The sequence below is a fragment of the Caballeronia temeraria genome, from assembly GCF_001544795.2.
In the GTDB taxonomy this organism is placed as follows: Bacteria; Pseudomonadota; Gammaproteobacteria; order Burkholderiales; family Burkholderiaceae; genus Caballeronia; species Caballeronia temeraria.
The window spans coordinates 100933-122300 of record NZ_FCOI02000022.1; the positions used below are offsets into that span (position 1 = coordinate 100933).

Here is a 21368-nt window from a genome sequence, read left to right on the forward strand (position 1 = left end):
AAGGCCGTGCTGAAGGGCCGGCTCGGGCTCGACACGTCGCGCGTTCCGCATGCGCATCGGCATGGACTTGTGTGGCTCGAACGCGGCGAGTTGAACGTCATCGACGGATGTCTGCATTTCACGAGCGGACAGCACGTCGATCAGATTCCGCATCAATCGGTATCGATGATTCTGCTCGGCCCCGGCAGCAGCGTGACGCACGACGCGCTGCGTCTGCTTGCGCGTCACGGGACGCTGCTCGCGGCAGTGGGCGTCGATGGCGTGCGCACCTACACTGCGCCGCCGCTGATGCCGGACCGTTCGAGCGTCGCGCGCCGGCAGGCTGAGTTGTGGGGCAATCCGCGAAGGCGCTTGAGCGTCGCGCGGCACATGTATGCGTTGCGTTTGGGCGAGGTGCTGCCGCATCGCGATCTCGACACGCTGCGCGGCATTGAGGGCGCGCGCGTCAAGACGATCTATCGGCTGCGGGCGCAGCAGTTCGGCATCGACTGGGACGGGCGTCGTTATGACCGCGCGAATCCCGAGGCCGCCGATGTGCCCAATCAGGCGATCAACCATGCGGCGACGGCCGTGCAGGCGGCGGCCGCCATCGCTGTGCAGGCGGTCGCGGCGATACCGCAGCTCGGGTTCATCCACGAGGATTCGGGGCAGGCGTTCGTTCTCGATATCGCCGATCTTTTTCGCGATGACATCACGCTTTCGATCGCGTTCGCCGCGGCGAAGGAGGCCGGGCGGAGCGATCAGAGCATCGACCGGCTGGTGCGGCGCGAGGCGGCGCGCGTGTTTCGCAAGAAGGCGGTCATTCCCGCGATGATCGATCGCGTGAAGCAGGTGCTGCGTCTCGATGAAAAGCTGGAGGACAACGATGGCGCTGGTCGTGGTGGTGACGTCTGACGTCGCGGACCGGTTTCGGGGATTTCTGGCGTCGGTGATGCTGGAGGTGTCGGCGGGCGTGTATGTGGCGCCGCGTATGGGCAAGGGCGTGCGCGAGCGAACGTGGTCGGTGCTTGCCGATTGGCATGGACATGAGCCGCGCGGCAGCGTCGTGATGGTGTGGCGCGATCTCGATGCGGTGGGTGGCATCGGCATCGCGCATCTTGGTGCGCCGCCGAGAGCGCTCGTCGAGGTGGATGGGATGTATGTCGTGCGGCGGATGTTGGCGGGGTAGGGGTGTTTCGTTCTTTGAAGATCTGTTTTTTTGGATGGGATCGGGATGGGGGTTTTTCCTTTGGGATGGTTCCTCCGCGTGCGCGGAGATAGACCGCCGCGGCCGCAGATATGACGATCTCTCAAAAGGGTTCCTCCGCGTGCGCGGAGATAGACCCGCGTCGCCGATGCGGGGCTGCTGATCGATCTCGGTTCCTCCGAGTGCGCGGAGATAGACCCACGGCGCTCATGATGGCGCAGGCGATCGATCAGGTTCCTCCGCGTGCGCGGAGATAGACCCCATGTCGAAAAAGCCGTGCGCGCAATCGGCGAGGTTCCTCCGCGTGCGCGGAGATAGACCCCAGTTCTCGAAGTACATGGGCACGGACGAAGGGGTTCCTCCGCGTGCGCGGAGATAGACCCTCGTCCGACTGTGCTGCTACGGCCCGCTGATAGGTTCCTCCGCGTGCGCGGAGATAGACCTCTGAGCCGCTTCAGGGGCACGCCGTTCGTGCCGGTTCCTCCGCGTGCGCGGAGATAGACCCTTTCGTCTGGCCCGTGAGCGCACGGTAATAGAGGTTCCTCCGCGTGCGCGGAGATAGACCCCAGTCGCGCACGGTGCGCTCCGAGCGGCGCAAGGTTCCTCCGCGTGCGCGGAGATAGACCCTCGCGAATGAACGCGGCGGGGTCGATCACTCGGGTTCCTCCGCGTGCGCGGAGATAGACCTTGCGCAACGCCGCACGATCGCCCAAGCAAACGGGTTCCTCCGCGTGCGCGGAGATAGACCCGCGGGCATGCCGCCGCCGTACTGGGGCGACATGCTTCCTCCGCCCCCACGGAGATAGCCCCTCGCCGATTCCCAGCTGCTGCACGATCAGATCGTTCCCTCCGCCCCCGCGGAGCTTCCCCCTTAAACCCGCGCGAAGCCCCTCTGCACCACCCCAACATCCCGCGCCCGTTTCCCCTTCGCCACAAAATAAGGCGTCATCACCCGCTCCAACGCGTCCCGCCCCCGAATCCGATCCGCGATCTTCTCGGCCAGCATGATCGTCGGCGCATTGAGATTCCCCGTGGTGATCTGCGGCATGATCGACGCATCCACGACGCGCAATCCTTCCATCCCGTGCACGCGTCCTTCACCATCGACGACGGCCATATCGTCAAATCCCATCTTGCACGAACACGAAGGATGAAAAGCCGTCTCCGCCTTCGCTTTCACGAATGCATCGAGTTCGGCATCGCTTTGCAGATCATCGGATGGATGAAGCTCGCGCCCGCGATACCGTTCCAGTGCAGGCTGCCGCATGATCTCCCGCGTGATCCGGATCGCATCGCGGAATTCGCGCCAGTCGAGCGGATCGGCCATGTAATTGAAAAGAATGCCGGGATGCGCATTCGGATCGCGCGACGTGAGCTTCACGCGCCCGCGGCTCGGCGAGCGCATCGATCCGACATGCGCCTGAAACCCGTGCATCGTGATCGGATTCGATCCGTTGTAATTGATCGCGACCGGCAAAAAGTGATACTGGATGTTCGGCCACAGATCATCGTCGCGCGTGCGGATGAAGCCGCCCGCTTCGAACTGATTGCTCGCGCCGACACCGGTTCCGTTCAGCATCCATTCCAGCCCGATCGCCGGCTGATTCCACCACTGCAACGCCGGATACAAGGACACCGGCTCCTTGCATTCGTACTGCATGTACATCTCGAGATGATCCTGCAAGTTCTCACCGACGCCCGGCAGATCGTGAACGACAGGAATCTCCAACGCCTTCAGCCAGTCAGACCGCCCCACGCCCGAGCGCTGCAACAACTGAGGCGATGCAATCGCGCCGCTGCACACGAGCACCTCGCGCCGCACATGCGCCGTCACGCGCTCCCCGCCATGCAGATAAGCGACGCCGATAGCACGCTTGCCCGAGAACAACACGCGATCCGTCATCGCATGCGTCACGATGGTCAACCCGGCACGATGCTTCGCGCGATCCAGATACCCGCGCGCCGTGCTCGCGCGACGTCCCTTCGCGGTCACGGTGCGATCCATCGGACCGAAGCCTTCCTGCTGATAACCGTTGAGATCTTCCGTGCGCGGATAACCCGCCTGCACGCCCGCTTCGACCATCGCGGCGAAGAGCGGATTGTTGCCGGGCTTGCTGGTCGTCACGTGCACGGGACCATCGCCGCCGTGATACGCGTTCGGCCCGATATCGCGCGTCTCGGCCTTGCGGAAATACGGCAGACAGTCGAGATAGCTCCAGTTCTCGAGACCGGGCATCGACGCCCAGTTGTCGTAATCGAGCGCATTGCCGCGGATATAGCACATGCCATTGATCAGCGACGATCCGCCCAGCCCCTTGCCGCGCCCGCACTCCATGCGACGGTTGTTCATATGCGGCTCGGGCTCGGTTTCATACGCCCAGTTGTATCGGCGGCCTTGCAGCGGATAAGCCAGCGCCGCCGGCATCTGCGTGCGAAAGTCGAAGCGATAATCCGGCCCGCCCGCTTCGAGCAGCAACACCGTCACATCCTCGTCTTCCGTGAGACGCGACGCGAGCACGTTGCCCGCCGATCCCGCGCCGACGATGATGTAATCGTATTCGTTCGCGCTCATCGACAGACTCCTTAAAACACGGGCTGATAGGGACCGAGCTCGACCTGCACGGACTTGATGCGCGTATAGGCGTTCAACGTGACGATGCCGTTCTCGCGCCCGACGCCCGATTGCTTGTAGCCGCCCACGGGCATTTCTGCCGGCGACTCGCCCCACGTATTGATCCAGCAGATGCCCGCTTCGAGCCGATGAATCACGCGATGCGCGCGCGACAGGTTCTCCGTCACGACGCCCGCCGCGAGGCCGTAGTCCGTATCGTTGGCGCGCGCGATGACTTCGTCTTCGACATCGAACGCGAGGATGCTCATGACCGGCCCGAAGATTTCCTCGCGCACGATGCGCATGTCGTCGCGGCAATCGGCGAACACGGTCGGCTCGACATACTGGCCGCGCGCGAACGCGCCATCGGTCATGCGCGCGCCGCCCGCGACGAGCCGCGCGCCTTCGCGCTTGCCGCTCTCGATATAGCCGAGCACTTTCTGCAACTGCGCCGCGCTCGCGAGCGGGCCGAAGTTGGTGCGCGGATCATCGGGCGCGCCGATGCGAATGCGCTTCACACGTTCCAGCACGAGCGCTTCGAACTTGTCGATCACGCCGCGTTCCACGAACACGCGCGTGCCGTTCGTGCACACCTGGCCGGAGCTGAAGAAGTTCGCGCTCATGGCGATATCGGCGGCGCGTTCGAGGTTGGCGTCGTCGAAGACGATGAGCGGCGACTTGCCGCCGAGTTCCATCGTCACTTCCTTGAGCGTCGATCCGCCCGCGCGCGCCATCACTTTCTTGCCGGTTTCGACGCCGCCCGTGAACGATATCTTTTCGATGCCCGCGTGTTCCGCGAGCATCGCGCCGACGCGTCCGTCGCCTTGCACGACGTTGAAGACGCCCGCGGGCACGCCCGCTTCGACATAGATTTCCGCGAGCTTCGATGCCGTCAGCGGCGTGATTTCGCTCGGCTTGAAGATCATCGCGTTGCCGGCCGCGAGCGCGGGCGCCGACTTCCAGCAGGCGATCTGAATCGGGTAATTCCATGCGCCGATGCCCGCGCACACGCCGAGCGGTTCGCGCCGCGTATAAACGAACGACGATTCGCGCAGCGGAATCTGCTCGCCTTCGATGGCCGTCGCGAGCCCCGCGTAATACTCGATGACGTCCGCGCCCGTGACGATATCGACGGCGCGCGTCTCCGCGATCGGCTTGCCGGTGTCGCGCGTTTCCATCGCGGCGAGTTCGTCGTTGCGCGCGCGCAGCAGATCGACGGCGCGCCGCAGGATGCGCGAGCGTTGCATCGCGGTCATTGCGGCCCATTCGCGCTGGCCTTCGCGCGCCGATCGCACCGCGCGATCGATATCCGCCTGCGATGCCTGCTGTACGCGCGCGAGGGTTTCGCCGGTCGCGGGATCGAGCGTGTCGAAAGTTTCGCCGCTGGTTGCATCGACGTATTCGCCGCCGATGTAAAGCCGTTGCTCGCCGAATGCGGACATGTCGCGCTCCTTTCCTTGAATGTGGGTGATCAGCCGCGCGCTTCCAGCACGAGGTCGATGTATTCGTAAGCGAGCCGCAGCGCGCCTTTCGTGTCGAATGGTTCGCCGGCGAGCGCGCCGCGCAGCCACAGGCCGTCGATTAACGCGGCGAGACCGCTCGCGGCGCGGCGCGCGGCGGTCTTTGTGAGCGCCCGCGCGAAATCCGCGCACAGATTCGAATGCAGACGTCGCGTGTTGACGCGCTGCAAACGCCGCAATTCCGGCTTGTGCATGCTTTCCGACCAGAACGCGAGCCAGGTTTTCATGACCGGCCCGTTCACCTGTTCGACATCGAAATTCGCCGCGACGACCGCGCGCAGTTTCGAGCGCGGATCGGGCTTCGCGGCTTTGCGGCGGCGCGACGTGCCTTGCCACAGCGAGCGCAGCACATGGCGCATCGTGGCTTCGAGCAGGCCGTCCTTGTCGCCGAAGTAATGACTGACGATGCCCGTCGACGTGCTCGCGCGCTGCGCGACCGAGGCGAGCGTCGCGCCCGCGAGCCCCGACTGGTCGATGGTGTGCAGCGTGGCGTCGATGAGTTGCGCGCGGCGGATATCGCGCATTCCGAGCTTGGGCATGATGTCGGGCGAGGAAGAACGTCCGTGAATGCTAGTTTTTTTATATTGAACGGTCAATCAATAAAAACGGCGCATGAACGCGATGTCGGTTTCAGTCAAACGTGCGTCGCATTGAGTGTCAGTCGCGGCTTCGCGACAGCGCTACCCTCGTTGCACGGGCGCGGTCATCGGTCGGATGTATCGCGCGTGCCGTCCACGAAACAAGGAGACGATCAATGAGCAGCAATCGCGGCGTCGTGTATCTGGGGCAGGGCAAGGTCGAAGTGCAATCCATCGACTATCCGAAGATGGTCGATCCACGCGGGCGCGACATCGGCCACGGCGTCATTCTGAGAGTCGTGAGCACGAACATCTGCGGCTCGGACCAGCACATGGTGCGCGGCCGCACGACTGCCGAAGTCGGCCTCGTGCTCGGCCACGAAATCACGGGCGAAGTGATCGAAGTGGGGCGCGATGTCGAGACGCTTGCCATCGGCGATCTGGTTTCGGTGCCGTTCAATGTCGCGTGCGGCCGCTGCCCGACCTGCAAGGCGCAGCACACGGGCGTGTGTCTGAACGTGAATCCGTCGCGCGCGGGCGGCGCGTATGGCTATGTCGACATGGGCGGCTGGATCGGCGGGCAGGCGGAATACGTGCTGGTTCCGTATGCCGACTTCAATCTGCTGAAGTTTCCCGACAAGGCGCAGGCGATGTCGAAGATCCGCGATCTCACCTGTCTATCCGACATTCTTCCGACGGGTTATCACGGCGCGGTGATGGCGGGCGTTGGGCCGGGCTCGACGGTGTATATCGCGGGCGCGGGGCCGGTGGGGATGGCGGCGGCGGCGTCGGCGCGTTTGCTGGGCGCGGCGTGCACGATCGTCGGCGACATGAACGAGGAGCGGCTTGCGCACGCGCGTGCGATGGGCTTCGAGACGATCAATCTGTCGAATGACGCGACGCTCGGCGAGCAGATCGAGCAGATTCTCGGCAAGCCGGAAGTGGATTGCGCGGTCGATTGCGTGGGTTTCGAAGCGCATGGGCATGGCAGCGATGCGGGCCACGAAGCGCCCGCGACGGTGCTGAATTCGCTGATGGAGATCACGAAGGCTGCGGGCGCGATCGGGATTCCGGGCCTTTACGTGACCGACGATCCGGGTGCGGTCGATGCTGCGGCGCGGAAGGGCAGTTTAAGTATTCGGTTCGGACTGGGTTGGGCGAAGTCGCACTCGTTCCACACGGGGCAGACGCCGGTCATGAAGTACAACCGCAATCTGATGCAGGCGATTTTGTGGGATCGGTTGCCGATTGCCGATATCGTCAATGTGACCGTCGTTTCGCTCGATGAAGCGCCGGAGGGGTATCGGAAGTTTGATGGCGGTGCGCCGAGGAAGTTTGTTATCGATCCGCATGGGTTGTTGAAGGCTGCTTAAGGGCTTTTTGTGCTTGCCCCTGCGGGTTGTGCTTGCTGCGGGGGCGGTTTGGTTTTTTGTTGCTGGATCCCGTATTCGTTTTGGTCTATTAGCACTGCCCCTGTGCGGGGCGGCAGTCACTTTCTTTGCTGCTGCAAAGAAAGTAACCAAAGAAAGCAGCTCGTTCAGGCCCGCGGTCACACGTAGTTTGGGTAGTTCTCTCGTCCACCGTGGCACTCGCCTAAAGAGTGCCCTCGAAGGACTAATCGGGCTTGGATCGCGCACGGTCTGACAAGCTAGTCGATTTAAGGCGCTGGTTCAGCGCGAAAGAGTTCCGGCCCAGCGCTACGCGCTGCCGTGGGGTCTGCTAGGGAAACCGTCGGTTTGCTGGCCTTGCGATTACCCATCGGCCGCGAAGCGGGCCGAAGCCATTTCGTGCTGAACCAGTGTGTTGAGCGGCGCGATGTGACAGACCGTGCGCGATCCAAGCCCGGTTGGGCCTATGAGGGCACTCTTTAGGCGAGAGCCACGGTGGACGAGAGAACTACCCAACGTGCGTGTGACCGCGGGCGTGTGGAGCTGCTTTCTTTGGTTACTTTCTTTGCAGCAGCAAAGAAAGTGACTGCCGCCCCGCACAGGGGCAGTGCCAATAGACCAACACGAAACCGGGATCCGGCAACAAACCAGAAAGCACACAAAGGGAAGCAAACCAAAAAACCCAAAAACCAAAAAACCGCGTCATACTTGACGCATGAAGGCCGATTATCTCCGAACCGCGCTTTCCGTCCGCCTGGCGGCCCCTCCCGATGCTGCGGAGATCGCGCGCATCCACGTCCGCGCCTGGCAGGCCGCCTATCGTTCCATCTTTCCCGCCGCGTACCTCGATTCGCTTTCCATTCCGAAGCGTCGCGCCCTATGGTCGGAACTGATCGCTCGCGGTATGCCACGCGTGATGCTCGCGCAACGCGACGACGTCATCCTCGGCTGGATCGCATGGGGCGTCTCACGCGACAACGACAAAGGCGCCACCGATGCCGAAATCGAAGCCATCTACATCGACCCGGCACACTGGCGGCAAGGCGCGGGCCGAATGCTGATCGACGAAGCGATCAACGCCGCGGCGAGCGAAGGCTACCGGGAAATGACGCTCTGGGCGCTCGAAGAAAACGCGCACGGCCTGCGCTTTTACAAGGCGCTCGGCTTCGCACTGGACGGCGTGTTCCGCACCGAACGAGTCGGCGGATGCGAAGTCTGCGAAACGCGGCTTCACATGTCGATCTGAACCGAACCCTCAGGCCACCATCGCGGGAACGGCAGACAACGGCGGCACCTGCTTGCGCCGTTCGCGCGTCGGCGCCGTGCCGAACGCATCGCGATAGCTCTTCGAGAAATGACACGCGGACTGAAAGCCGCACGCCATCGTGATATGCATGATCGACATATCGGTTTGCAGCAGCAATTCCCGCGCGCGGCGCAGGCGTAATGTCAGGTAGTAATGCGTCGGCGTCATGCCGAGATGTTCGCGGAACAGGCGCTGCAACTGCCGTTGCGACATGCCCGCGAGCCGCGCCAGTTCCTCGCGCGACAAAGGCTCTTCGATGTTGTTCTCCATCAGCGAGATCACTTCGAAGAGCGACTTGTTCGCCGACCCGAGACGCGCGACCAGTGGCATACGCTGCTGCGCGCTCGTATCGCGCACATGTTCGACGATGAACTGCTCCGCGATCTGCGTGACCCGCGCCGTGCCCACGCGCGCCGCGATCAGATTCAGCATCATGTCGAGCGGCGCGACGCCGCCCGTGCACGTCACGCGATCGCGATCGATCACGAATAGCTCTTTCAGAAAGCGCGTGTCGGGAAACTCCTCCTTGAGCGCCGACATGTTCTCCCAGTGAATCGCGCACGCATAGCCGGCGAGCAGGCCCGCGCGCGCCAGCGCGTAGGTGCCGGTGCAAAGCGAGCCGAGCACGCTGCCCGTGCGCGCGAAGCGGCGCAAGGCGGAAAGATGCGCGGGCGTGGTTGCGCGCTGCACGTCGATGCCGCCGACCACGAACACGATGTCGGGCTGTCCCACGCAGTCCACCGGACCCGTATCGACGGCCAGTCCGTTGCTCGCCGTCACCGGCCCGCCGTCCGGACTCACGATCGACCAGCGATACAACGGCTGCCCCGTCAGGTAATTCGCCATGCGCAGGACTTCGATCGCATTGGTGAACGCGATCATCGTGAAGTTGGGGAGCGGCATGAACGCGAAGTGCGACAGCGACGCCGTGCGATCGGAGGACATGTGAGAACTGATTCCTTGGAATCTATTGATTGGCGCCGTCATTGCGCGGCGCTTTGCCACTTTTCTAATTTTGGTTTCGAGTGCAACTACCATGCCATCAGGCTAAACCCTGAGCGATGAGGGGCACCGCGCATGCTCCGCTGCACGCGCGCACCGACGCGGGGCCATGCGCGACAAGGCGCGCACTGCGCTAGCGCACGATCGTTCCGGCGCAGTGCAGCAGAACACATAAAAAATCGCGCTACACCGAAACGGAATTCGCCACTTGTCGAAAACAGACGCGCATGTCGGAAAAGGCAAAGAACACGTCTAAATTCGTAAATTGACCGGGAGGGCGAAAGTCAAGAATAGACGCAACGACGAAAGCGCCGAGAGCACTGAGTCGCTCGACCCCACTACCCGCAACACGGAGCACATGAAGATGAGCACCCTTCACAACGACAGCATCATCATCGACGGACTGAACATCTCGAAGTTCGAGCGCTCCGTGTTCGAAGACATGAGAAAGGGCGGCGTCACCGCCGTGAACTGCACCGTCTCGGTATGGGAAGACTTCCAGAAAACCATCGACAACATCGCGGAAATGAAGCAGCAGATCCGCGAATACAGCGAGATCCTCACGCTCGTGCGCACGACCGGCGACATCCTGCGCGCGAAGAAGGAAAACAAGACCGGCATCATCTTCGGCTTTCAGAACTCGTACGCGTTCGAGGATAACCTCGGGTATATCGAAGTGTTCAAGGAGCTGGGCGTGAACGTGGTCCAGCTTTGCTACAACACGCAGAACCTGGTCGGCACGGGTTGCTATGAACCGGACGGCGGTCTGTCGGGTTATGGCAAGGAAGTGATTCACGAGATGAACCGCGTCGGCATCATGGTCGATCTGTCGCACGTCGGCGCGAAGACGTCTTCCGATGCCATCGCCTGCTCGAAGAAGCCGGTGACGTATTCGCACTGCTGCCCGTCGGGTCTCAAGGATCATCCGCGCAACAAGAGCGACGATCAACTGCGCGAGATCGTCGATGCGGGCGGCTTCGTTGGCGTCACGATGTTCTCGCCGTTCCTCAAGAAGGGTCCGGATGCGACCGTCGACGATTACCTCGAAGCAATCGAATACACGATCGATGTGATCGGCGAAGACAACGTCGGTATCGGCACGGACTTCACGCAAGGCTATAGCACCGAATTCTTCGACTGGATCACGCACGACAAGGGCCGTTATCGCCGTCTGACGAACTTCGGCAAGGTCGTGAATCCGGAAGGCATTCGCACGATCGGCGAATTCCCGAACCTCACCGCCGCGATGGAAAAAGCCAACTGGAGCGAATCGCGCATCAAGAAAGTGATGGGCGAAAACTGGATGCGCTTCTTCGGCGAAGTCTGGAACGTCTGACCATCAACGACATAACGACACCTACACAGGAACCCCGCGATGCAACCGCAACTGCCTATCGATGTCGATCCGCAAACCGGCGTCTGGACCACCGACGCGCTGCCGATGCTCTACGTGCCGCGTCACTTCTTCACGAACAATCACGTCGCCGTGGAAGAAGCGCTCGGACGCGACACGTATGCCGAGATTCTCTACAAGGCCGGCTACAAGTCCGCGTATCACTGGTGCGACAAGGAAGCCGAGAAGCACGGCATCAGCGGCATGGCGTGCTTCGAGCACTACCTGAAGCGTCTGTCGCAGCGCGGCTGGGGTTTGTTCACCATCGTCGAAGCCGATCCGGCGACATCGCATGCGCGCATCCATCTGCATAACTCGTCGTTCGTGCTCGCGCAGCCGGGCAAAGAGGGCAAGCTCTGCTACATGTTCGCGGGATGGTTCGCCGGTGCGATGGACTGGGTGAACGACACCGCTCCCGACAGCGCGAAGAAGGGCCCGCGCTCGAAATCGATCGAAACGCAATGTGCGGCGGAAGGCCATGCGCATTGCGTATTCGAAGTGTCGCCGCTGTAAGCAAAGCTCAACTCCGAGGTCGACCGCAATGCGTTACCCGAACCTTTTCAAGCCTCTTCAGCTGAACAAGCTCACGTTGCGCAACCGCATCGTCAGCACCGCGCACGCGGAGGTCTATGCCGAACCGGGCGGCCTGCCCGGCGACCGCTATATCCGCTATTACGAGGAGAAGGCGAAGGGCGGCGTCGGCCTTGCCGTGTGCGGCGGTTCGAGTCCCGTTTCGATCGACAGCCCGCAAGGCTGGTGGAAGTCGGTGAATCTCGCAACCGACAAGGTCATCGATCCGCTCTCGCGTCTCGCCGAAGCGATGCATCGTCATGGCGCGTTCATCATGATCCAGGCGACGCACATGGGCCGCCGTTCCGCATGGCACGGCGAGCACTGGCCGCATCTGATGTCGCCGTCGGGCGTGCGCGAGCCGGTGCATCGCGGCAATGCGAAGATCATCGAAGTGGAAGAAATCAAGCGCATCATCCAGGACTTCGCCGCCGCTGCGAAGCGCGTGAAGGATGCGGGCATGGACGGCATCGAGATCTCGGCGGCGCATCAGCATCTGATCGATCAGTTCTGGAGCCCGCGCACCAACTTCCGCACGGACGAATGGGGCGGCTCGCTCGAAAATCGTCTGCGCTTCGGTACGGAAGTGCTGAAGGCCGTGCGAGAAGCAGTGGGCGCGGATTTCTGCGTCGGCCTGCGCATGTGCGGCGACGAGTTCCATGAAGACGGTCTCTCGCACGAAAACCTGAAAGAGATCGCGCAGGCGATGTCCGAAAGCGGCCTTATCGATTACGTCGGCGTGATCGGTTCGGGCGCCGACACGCACAACACGCTCGCCAACTGCATGCCGCCGATGGCGCTGCCGCCCGAGCCGTTCGTGCATCTCGCGGCGGGCATCAAGTCGGTGGTGAAGCTGCCGATCATGCATGCGCAAAGCATTCGCGATGCAGGTCAGGCAGAACGTCTGCTCGCGAACGGCATGGTCGATCTCGTCGGCATGACGCGCGCGCAGATCGCCGATCCGCACATGGTCATCAAGATTCGCGACGGCCGCGAAGACGAGATCAAGCAGTGCGTCGGCGCGAACTATTGCATCGACCGCCAGTACAACGGGCTCGACGTGCTCTGCGTTCAGAACGCGGCGACGTCGCGCGAAGAGACGATGCCGCATGTCATCGAAAAGACGCGCGGGCCGAAGCGCAAGGTCGTCGTGGTCGGCGCGGGTCCGGCCGGACTCGAAGCGGCGCGCGTCGCGCGTTCGCGTGGTCATGACGTCGTGCTGTTCGAGAAGAACGATTATGTCGGCGGTCAGATCATGCTGGCCGCGAAAGCGCCGCAACGCGAGCAGATGGCGGGCATCGTGCGCTGGTTCGATATGGAAACGAAGCGCCTCGGCGTCGATCGCCGTCTCGGTGTCGCCGCCGACGACAAGATGATCATGGCCGAGAAGCCGGACATCGTCGTGCTCGCGACAGGCGGCTCGTCCTTCACCGGACAAGTGCCGGCATGGGGCGTCGAGCAAGGTCTCGCGGTGAGTTCGTGGGACATTCTGTCGGGCAAGGTCGAGCCGGGCAAGAACGTGCTCGTCTACGACGGCGTGTCGACGCATGCGGGCGCAGGCGTCGCGGACTTCATCGCGTCGCGCGGCAGTAACGTCGAGATCGTGACGCCCGACGTGAAGGTCGCCGACGACACCGGCGGCACCACCTTCCCGATCTTCTATCGACGGCTCTATGCGCAAGGCGTCATTCATACGCCGAATTACTGGCTCGATAAGGTGTACGAAGAAGATGGCAAGAAGATCGCCGTGATCCGCAACGAGTACACGGAAGAGCAGGAAGAGCGCGCGGTGGATCAGGTCATCATCGAGAACGGCATCACGCCGAACGACGCGCTCTACTGGAAGCTCAAGCCCGAGTCGCTCAATCGCGGGCAAATCGATGTGCACAAGCTCTTCGCATCGGAACCGCAGCCGTCATTGAGCGAGGAGCTCGGCAACGGACGCTTCCTGTTGTTCCGCGTCGGCGACTGCATCTCAATGCACAACATCCACAGCGCGATCTACGATTCGCTGCGCCTCTGCAAAGACTTCTGACGAGGTATTCGACGATGAACCCCGTGTTTGTCATCACCGCGCTGCTCTGGCTTTCGATGGCGGGCCTCGCGTTCGCCTTGCTCAAGCGCGCGGCCTACTGGCGCGAAGGGCGCGCGACGGCCGCCGGCGCATACGGATGGGCGAATCTGCTGACTATCCCGAAGCGCTATTTCGTCGATTTGCATCATGTCGTGGCGCGCGATCCGTATATCGCGAAGACGCACGTCGCGACCGCGGGCGGCGCGATCCTCGCGATGGCGCTCGTCTTCCTCAACTACGGTCTCGCGATCTACTCGGTGTGGCTCGACCGCGCGATCTTCCTCGCGGCGATCATCATGCTCGTCGGCGCGGTGTTCGTGTATCGGCGCCGTCGTGCGAAGGACGTGCCCGCGCGTCTGTCGCATGGACCGTGGGACAGCCTGCCGCTTCTACTCGGCTCGTTCGCGCTCGGTCTCGCGTTGTTCATGCTGCTGCCCGCATCGTGGATGTCGGGCGCGCTCGCGATCATCGTCGCATTGCTGATCGCGGCAGGCGCGTACACGATGACCTTCGGCGCGGCGCAAGGCGGCCCGATGAAGCACGCGATGGCGGGTCTTCTGCATCTCGCGTTTCATCCGCGTCAGGAACGGTTTCACGCGAAGACCGCGAATGAACGCGAAGTCGTGCCGCCGACCGCGCTCAAAAAGCCCGTGCTCGATGCGAAGGAATACGGCGTCGGCAAGCCGGTCGAGTTTCGCTGGAACCAACTGCTGAGCTTCGATGCCTGCGTGCAGTGCGGCAAGTGCGAAGCCGCGTGCCCCGCGTTTGCATCGGGTCAGCCGTTGAATCCGAAGAAGCTGATTCAGGATCTCGTCGTCGGCATGGTCGGCGGATCGGACTCGCAGTATGCGGGCAGCCCGACGCCCGGCATTCCGGTCGGCAGGCATTCCGGCGGTCCGGCCAAGCCGCTGATTTCGCAGATGATCGAAGCGGACACGATCTGGTCCTGCACGACTTGCCGCGCCTGCGTGCAAGAGTGCCCGATGCTGATCGAGCATGTCGATGCCATCGTCGATATGCGCCGCAATCAGACGCTCGTCGAAGGCGATGTGCCCGGCAAAGGCCCGATCACGCTCGCGAATCTGCGCGAGACGGGCAGTCAGAACGGTTACGACATCGGCGCGCGCTACGACTGGTCGGTGGATCTGCAAGTGCAGGTCGCGCAGCCGGGACGTCCCGTGGATGTCCTGCTGATCGCCGGCGAAGGCGCGTTCGACATGCGCTATCAGCGCACGCTGCGTGCGCTCGCAAAAGTGATGAACAAGGCAGGCGTGGATTACGCGGTGCTCGGCGGCGTCGAAACGGATACGGGCGACACGGCGCGCCGTCTCGGCGATGAGGCCACGTTCCAGCAATGCGCGTCGAAGCTGATGAACACGCTGTCGCAATACCAGTTCCGCCGCATCGTCACGGCCGATCCGCATGTGCTGCACAGCCTGCGCAACGAATATCGCGCGCTCGGCGGCTACTACGAAGTGCAACATCACACGGCGTTCATGGCGGAACTCGTCGCGAACGGCAAGCTCACGCCGAAGGCCGCCGCCGTGCTCGCGGACAAGAAGGTCACGTATCACGATCCGTGCTATCTCGGCCGCTACAACGGCGAAACGGAAGCGCCGCGCAAGCTGTTGAAGACCATCGGCATCAAGGTCGTCGAGATGGAACGTCACGGCATGCGCGCACGTTGCTGCGGGGGTGGCGGCGGCGCGCCGCTGACGGATATCCCCGGCAAGCAGCGCATTCCCGATATCCGCATCGCGGATGCGAAGTCGGTCGGCGCGGAAGTCGTCGCGGTCGGCTGCCCGCAATGCACCGCGATGCTCGAAGGCGTGGTCGGTCCTCGTCCCGAAGTGCTCGACGTGGCGGAACTGGTCGCAGCGGCGTTGGAGTGAAGCGATGAACAACGACATCAAACGAATCGATCCGCGCCGGCCTTTCATCATCACGGCGGATGGACTGAAGCGCATCACGCTCGGTGAAGTGGGCAACGGCGTCGTGCTGAATTTCACGCACGGCGGCCACAAGGAAGCGACGAAACCGCGCCGCACGACGAAGCCCGCGACGCGCGCGCTGCTCGTCGCGGCGCATACGGATCGCGGCGCGCTCGACGATCACGCGCGCCAGGCGCTCGCCGCCGCCGCGCTGCTCGCGGACGATCAGACGGAAGTCGTGCTGATCGCGTTCGGCGAGTTCAAGGACGATGCGGCTGTGTTGGGCGCGGATCGTTATATCGAACTGCCCGCATTCGATCGCCGCAACTATGCGCCCGATGAAGAAGTGCGCGCGCTGACGGCCTGCGTCGCGGCGTTCGCGCCGGCGCATGTCTTCATGCCCGACAACGCAACGGGCGACGGCGATCTCGGCCGGCGTTACGCCGCGCGCGCCGATGCATCCATCGCGACGCAAATCGTCGAGATCGATGCGGCGCACGTTGCGTCGTATGCGCATGCGGGCCGCGCGCTTGCATCGCGTGCATTGCCCGATGTGGTCCTGCTCGCGGCCAATGCCGTCGATGCGAAGCTGCCCTTCGTCGGCGCGGGCGAAAGCGTGAATCCGGAAGGCATCGTGCCGGCGGCGAAGGCGAGCGCATACGTCGATCTCGGCATCGAGGAAATGGACGCGGCGCAGGTCGCGCTGGAGGAAGCCGATTTCATCGTGTCGGCGGGCAACGGCGTGTCGGACATTGCCGCATTCGAAGCGCTCGCGAGCACGCTGGGCGCGGCGATCGGCGCGAGCCGCGTGGCCGTCGACGATGGCAAGTTCACGCGCGACAAGCAGATCGGCGCGACGGGCAAGACCGTGGAGGCGAGCGTGTATATCGCGTTCGGTATTTCGGGCGCGGTGCAGCACTTGCAGGGCATCAAGGATTGCCGTCATGTGATCGCCGTGAATCTCGATGCGAGCGCGCCGATCGCGAAGCGCGCGAATCTGACGATCGTCGCGGACACGCAGGAAACGATCAAGGCGCTGGCCGAAGCCGCCGCAGCCGCACGCGCCTCGCGTGCCAACGGTGGCGCGATCGCGCAGAGCGCGCACGTTCCGGAGGGAGTTGCAGCATGAAAGTCGCCGTTCTCGTTTCCACCGGCCGCCATCCCGTCAGCGGCGCCGCGCGCTACAGCCGCAACGATGCCGCCGCGCTGACGATCGCCATCGGCATCGCCAAGGCGCAAGGCGCGCAGCTCGACGTGCTGCATGCGGGCGATCCGGCCAATCCGGCGCTCGCTGAATATCTCGCGCTCGGCGCGCCGAAAGTCGAAGTGCTCAACACACAACGCGACGCGTGCGCGGCGCTCGCGCAAAGACTCGCTGGTTATGACCTCGTGTTCACCGGCACGCGCGCGGAAGGCGCTTACGACAGCGGCACGCTGCCGTACAAGCTCGCCGATGCGTTGAACCTTCCGCTCGTCGGCGCGGCCGTCGACGTCGACGTGACGACGGAAGGCGTCGAAGTGCGCCAGTTCATGCCGAAGGGTTTGCGCCGCCGCGTGCGCGCGCCGCTGCCCGCGCTCGTCGCCGTGCATCCGCTCGCCAACGCCGCGCCGCGTTACGCCTATGCGCGCATGCGCGAAGGCCGCGTCGCGCCGATTGCGGCGAGCGCGCCCGTCGACAAGGAAAGCACGGCGTGGAGCGTCGGCCCGGTCATGGCGAAGCCGAAGAAACTCGCCGCGCCCGAGAAGCGTTCGGGCCACGCGCGCATGCTCGGCGCGACGACGACCGAGAGCCGCGGCGGGAGCGTCGTAATTGAAGGGAGTTCCGTCGAAAAAGCACAAGTGATTCTGGCGTATTTGCGCGAGCATCAACTCGTCGACTACTGATTTTTCGACCCACATATACCGCTGCAACACCCGCGCTCATGAGGTGCACACGATGAAAGTTTCGGCAGACGTTCGCGCAATGATCGAACGCCGCAAAAAGGGCCATACGCTCGAGGCGCCGTTCTACACGAGCCCAGAGATTCACGCGCTCGACCTCGATGCGATTTTCCGCAAGACCTGGATTCAGGTCGCCGTCGAACCGGATATTCCCGAGCCGGGCGATTACACGACGGTCGAAATCGGCAGCGATTCGATCCTGATCGTGCGCGACGACGACATGGAAATCCGCGCCTTCTACAACGTGTGCCGTCATCGCGGCGCGCGCCTGTGCAATCAGGAGAAGGGCTCGCTCGGCAATATCGTGTGCCCGTATCACAGCTGGACCTATAACCTCTCCGGCGACCTGATGTTCGCCGAGCACATGGGCGACCAGTTCGACCGCTGCAAGCACAGCCTGAAGAAAGTGCACGTGCAGAATCTCGCGGGCTTGATCTTCATCTGTCTCGCTGATGAACCGCCCGCCGATTTCGCCGTCATGCGCGAAGCGATGGAGCCGTATCTCGCGCCGCACGGCCTGAAGGACTGCAAGATCGCGGCGAGCATCGATATCGTCGAGAAGGGCAACTGGAAGCTCACGATGGAGAACAATCGCGAATGCTATCACTGCGTCGCGAACCATCCCGAGCTGACCATTTCGCTCTATGAATACGGCTTCGGCTATCAGCGTTCGCCCGCGAACGAAGAAGGCATGGCGGCCTTTGAAAAGACCGTCGAAGAGCGCACGAAGCAATGGGAAGCGATGTGCCTGCCGTCCGCCGAAATCGAGCGTCTCGCCGATCTCGTGACGGGTTTTCGCACGCAGCGCCTGCCGCTCGATCGCGACGGCGAATCGCAGACGCTCGATGCGAAGGTTGCATCGAAGAAACTGCTCGGCGGCTTCGAGCGCGCGGACCTGGGCGGCTTGTCGTTCTGGACGCAGCCGAATTCGTGGCATCACTTCATGAGCGATCACATCGTGACGTTCTGCGTGATTCCGCTCGCGTCGGGCGAAACGCTCGTGCGCACGAAGTGGCTCGTGCACAAGGACGCGCGCGAAGGCATCGATTACGACGCCGACAATCTCACCGCCGTCTGGCGCGCGACAAACGATCAGGACCGCACGCTCGTCGAGTATTCGCAGCTCGGTGTGGCGAGCAACGCGTACGAGCCGGGTCCGTATTCGCCGTTCACGGAAGGTCTCGTCGAGAAGTTCTGCGAGTGGTACATCGGACGTCTTGCCGATTACGCCGATACGCCCGAGCACGGCGTGGATGCGTCGCACGGTGAGAAAGTCGTTTCCTTCATGCGCTGAAAGCACTCGTAGCGGGAGTAGAACATGATGCGCGATCAGGCTACGTTCGAGCCGACAGACAGCCGTGTCACCCAGCCGAAGTTCTGGGGGACGCTGCCCGTGCGCTGGGATTGCGACAACGACGAGACGCTCGTCTGCTGTCACGTCCGGCAGGAAACGCACGACGTCAAGAGCTTTTTCTTCAAGGCGCCCGGCGAGCGCACGTTCGTCTTCGAGCCGGGCCAGTTCATCACGCTGGAGCTCGAGATCGATGGCGAGCAGATCAATCGCTGCTACACGATCTCGTCCGCGCCGACGCGCCCGCACACCATCTCCATCACGGTGAAGCGCGTGCCGGGCGGACCGGTTTCGAACTGGCTGCACGACAACCTCGTCGCGGGATCGAAGGTGCGTGTGCTCGGGCCATCGGGCGAGTTCACGTGCGCGCGTCATCCGGCGCGCAAGTATCTGTTCCTGTCGGCGGGTTCGGGCATCACGCCGCTCATGTCGATGAGCCGCGCGCATCACGAGCTCGGCGACGATGCCGACATCGTGTTCGTGCACAGCGCACGCACGCCCGACGACATCATCTTTCCGCGCGAGCTCGATCTGATCGCGTCGAATCACAAGAACTTCCGCACGGCGTTCGTCTGCGAGCGTGTCGGCGCGCGCACGAACTGGCCGGGCGTGACGGGCTTTCTCACGCTGCCGCTGTTGAAGCTGATCGCGCCGGACTTTCTCGAACGCGAGGTCTTCACGTGCGGCCCCGCGCCGTATATGAAGGCGGTGCGCGATCTGCTCGACGCGGGCGGTTTCGATCGCAAGCACTATCACGAAGAGAGTTTTTCGTTCGGCGTGGTCGAAGAAGTCGCGGCCGAACTGACGACGGCGCATGTGGCCGACGCGCTCGCAACGCAGACGGATTTTGTCGAGGCGCGCGAGGAAGCGGTGGGTTTTGCGCCCGCGCCGGCTGAGCCGATCGAGCCGATTGAAGTCATTCCGGCGGAAGCCGCGCCCATCGACACGAAGTTCAAGGTGAACTTCGCGAAGAGCCGGCGCGACATCGAATGCGGCAGCAACGAACACGTGCTGGATGCCGCGAAGAAGGCGGGCGTCCGCTTGCCATCGTCGTGTACGCAGGGCATGTGCGGAACGTGCAAGGTCAAGCTCGTGTCGGGCGAAGTGAGCATGAAGCATGCGGGCGGCATACGTCAGCGCGAGATCGATCAGGGCATGGTGCTGCTGTGTTGCAGCAAGCCTTTGAGCGACCTCGTCGTCGACAAGTAATGCCCTGAAGGGGGCGCGTCGTTTCTTGACAACTGAGTGTCGGAAAAGTGCGCTACGGGTCAATTCTGGCTGGTGATTCTGTTCGCTACACGGCGTGGGGCCGCTAAGGGGGAAACCAAATGAAACCGATGAGAAGAATGCTTGTTCTGGGGGCGATGAGCGCCGCCCTTGCTTCGAGCTTGATGGCGAACGCCGCGGATAAGCCGACGATCAAAATCGGTTACGTCGAGGGTTGGGACGATAGCGTCGCGACGTCGAATGTCGCTGCGCGCGTCATCGAGAAGAAGCTGGGCTATCCGGTGCAGCTCGTGCCGGTGGCGGCGGGCGTGATGTGGCAGGGCGTGGCGCGCGGCGATCTGGACGCGACGCTGTCGGCGTGGCTGCCGGTGACGCACGGCGCGTACTGGAACAATTTCAAGTCGAAGGTCGTGAATCTGGGTCCGAACTTTCAGGACGCGAAGATTGGTTTGATCGTGCCGGAGAATGTCGACGTCAACAGTCTCTCTGATCTCGAAGCGAAGAAGGCGGAATTCGATTCGCGCATCGTCGGTATTGATGCTGGCGCGGGTGTGATGCAGAAGACGAGCGAAGCGATCAAGGCTTATAACCTCGATTACAAGCTGCTGCCGAGTTCGGGATCGGCGATGACGGCCGAGCTTGCACGGTCGGAAGCAGCCAAAAAGCCGATCATCGTGACGGGCTGGAAGCCGCACTGGATGTTCGCGAAGTACAAGCTCAAGTTCCTCGAGGATCCGAAGAAGGTGTTCGGTGAGTCGGAGCACGTTGATAACGTGATCAATCCGGAACTCGAGAAGAAGGCGCCGCAGGTTGTCGAGTTCCTGAAGAAGTTTCAGTGGAAGCCGGGTGAGATCGATAGTGTGATGCTTGCTACGCAGAATGGGGAGAAGCCGCAGGCGGCCGCTGATGCGTGGATCAGCGCGCATGGGGATCGGGTGGATTCCTGGACTAAGTAATTTGGGGTCTTTGGGCGTTTGGGCAAACGCTATGCGCCGTGGGGGTTTTTATTCCTGCGGCGCTTTTTTTGTTTTCGCCGGGTCCCGGTTTCGTGTTGGTCTATAAGCACTGCCCCTGTGCGGGGCGGCAGTCACTTTCTTTGCTGCTGCAAAGAAAGTAACCAAAGAAAGCAGCTCGAAACGCCCGCGGTCACACGCAATTTGGGTAGTTCTCTCGTCCTCGGTGGCACTCGCCTAAAGAGTGCCCTCATAGGCCCCACCGGGCTTGGCTCGCGCACGGTCTGCCGCTTCGCACCACTCAACACACTGGTTCAGCACCAAATAGCACCAGCCC

At 62.9% G+C, this 21368-nt stretch carries 17 protein-coding genes and 1 CRISPR repeat array; of the genes, 13 read left to right on the forward strand and 4 right to left on the reverse strand.

All coding sequences use genetic code 11. The features are described from left to right. Positions 1–6 precede the first annotated feature (6 nt). Positions 7–894 carry a type I-E CRISPR-associated endonuclease Cas1e gene (gene cas1e / locus AWB76_RS26730; protein WP_061163135.1) on the forward strand — a complete coding sequence of 296 codons (888 nt, stop codon included), beginning with the start codon at positions 7–9 and terminating at the stop codon, positions 892–894. Further along, a complete protein-coding gene (cas2e, locus tag AWB76_RS26735; protein ID WP_061163136.1) occupies positions 866–1168 on the forward strand; it encodes a type I-E CRISPR-associated endoribonuclease Cas2e in 303 nt (100 codons plus the stop codon). The genes cas1e and cas2e overlap by 29 nt, the downstream gene beginning before the upstream one ends. A gap of 67 nt (positions 1169–1235) precedes the next feature. Then, positions 1236–1934: direct repeats of the CRISPR family, unit length 28 nt; unit sequence GGTTCCTCCGCGTGCGCGGAGATAGACC. Between the two features lie 123 nt (positions 1935–2057). Here the strand turns inward: cas2e and betA are convergent. Genes betA through betI form a run of 3 tightly spaced genes read right to left on the reverse strand, consistent with a single transcriptional unit; the run spans position 2058 to position 5856 of the window. Then, complete coding sequence (gene betA / locus AWB76_RS26740) at positions 2058–3758, reverse strand: choline dehydrogenase (protein WP_061163137.1); 1701 nt, start codon at positions 3756–3758, stop codon at positions 2058–2060. A gap of 11 nt (positions 3759–3769) precedes the next feature. Beyond that, on the reverse strand, positions 3770–5239 hold the full coding sequence (gene betB / locus AWB76_RS26745) for a betaine-aldehyde dehydrogenase (protein WP_061163138.1): 1470 nt from the start codon (positions 5237–5239) through the stop codon (positions 3770–3772). A 29-nt stretch (positions 5240–5268) separates the two neighbouring features. Beyond that, positions 5269–5856 (reverse strand): transcriptional regulator BetI, encoded by a 588-nt coding sequence (gene betI / locus AWB76_RS26750; RefSeq protein ID WP_061163139.1) that lies wholly within the window; start codon positions 5854–5856, stop codon positions 5269–5271. Positions 5857–6071: 215 nt separating this feature from the next. Between betI and fdhA the strand changes: the two genes are divergently transcribed. After that, positions 6072–7268, forward strand: coding sequence for a formaldehyde dehydrogenase, glutathione-independent (gene fdhA / locus AWB76_RS26755; RefSeq protein ID WP_061163140.1), 1197 nt, complete (start codon positions 6072–6074; stop codon positions 7266–7268). 730 nt (positions 7269–7998) lie between these two features. Then, positions 7999–8529 (forward strand): GNAT family N-acetyltransferase, encoded by a 531-nt coding sequence (locus AWB76_RS26760; RefSeq protein WP_061163141.1) that lies wholly within the window; start codon positions 7999–8001, stop codon positions 8527–8529. A 9-nt stretch (positions 8530–8538) separates the two neighbouring features. On the opposite strand, the gene AWB76_RS26765 is transcribed toward AWB76_RS26760, so the two are convergent. Further along, a complete protein-coding gene (locus AWB76_RS26765) occupies positions 8539–9534 on the reverse strand; it encodes a GlxA family transcriptional regulator (RefSeq protein WP_061163142.1) in 996 nt (331 codons plus the stop codon). Between the two features lie 421 nt (positions 9535–9955). Here AWB76_RS26765 and AWB76_RS26770 point away from each other — a divergent pair, with 421 nt between their 5' ends. The 9 genes from AWB76_RS26770 (at position 9956) to AWB76_RS26810 (ending at position 21034) form a co-directional block, all read left to right on the forward strand. After that, positions 9956–10927, forward strand: coding sequence for a dipeptidase (locus tag AWB76_RS26770; protein WP_061163159.1), 972 nt, complete (start codon positions 9956–9958; stop codon positions 10925–10927). A gap of 39 nt (positions 10928–10966) precedes the next feature. Then, positions 10967–11497 (forward strand): DUF5943 domain-containing protein, encoded by a 531-nt coding sequence (locus AWB76_RS26775; protein WP_061163143.1) that lies wholly within the window; start codon positions 10967–10969, stop codon positions 11495–11497. Between the two features lie 28 nt (positions 11498–11525). Beyond that, positions 11526–13589, forward strand: coding sequence for an NADH:flavin oxidoreductase (locus tag AWB76_RS26780; RefSeq protein ID WP_061163144.1), 2064 nt, complete (start codon positions 11526–11528; stop codon positions 13587–13589). Between the two features lie 14 nt (positions 13590–13603). Beyond that, complete coding sequence (locus AWB76_RS26785) at positions 13604–15520, forward strand: (Fe-S)-binding protein (protein WP_061163145.1); 1917 nt, start codon at positions 13604–13606, stop codon at positions 15518–15520. 4 nt (positions 15521–15524) lie between these two features. Then, complete coding sequence (locus tag AWB76_RS26790) at positions 15525–16688, forward strand: electron transfer flavoprotein subunit alpha/FixB family protein (RefSeq protein WP_061163146.1); 1164 nt, start codon at positions 15525–15527, stop codon at positions 16686–16688. After that, positions 16685–17443, forward strand: coding sequence for a drug:proton antiporter (locus AWB76_RS26795; RefSeq protein ID WP_061163147.1), 759 nt, complete (start codon positions 16685–16687; stop codon positions 17441–17443). The genes AWB76_RS26790 and AWB76_RS26795 overlap by 4 nt, the downstream gene beginning before the upstream one ends. A 52-nt stretch (positions 17444–17495) precedes the next feature. Continuing rightward, positions 17496–18794 (forward strand): aromatic ring-hydroxylating oxygenase subunit alpha, encoded by a 1299-nt coding sequence (locus AWB76_RS26800; protein ID WP_061163148.1) that lies wholly within the window; start codon positions 17496–17498, stop codon positions 18792–18794. Positions 18795–18818: 24 nt separating this feature from the next. Continuing rightward, on the forward strand, positions 18819–20060 hold the full coding sequence (locus AWB76_RS26805) for an FAD-binding oxidoreductase (protein WP_061163149.1): 1242 nt from the start codon (positions 18819–18821) through the stop codon (positions 20058–20060). Between the two features lie 137 nt (positions 20061–20197). Next, complete coding sequence (locus AWB76_RS26810; RefSeq protein ID WP_374729951.1) at positions 20198–21034, forward strand: glycine betaine ABC transporter substrate-binding protein; 837 nt, start codon at positions 20198–20200, stop codon at positions 21032–21034. The last annotated feature ends 334 nt before the right edge of the window (positions 21035–21368 follow it).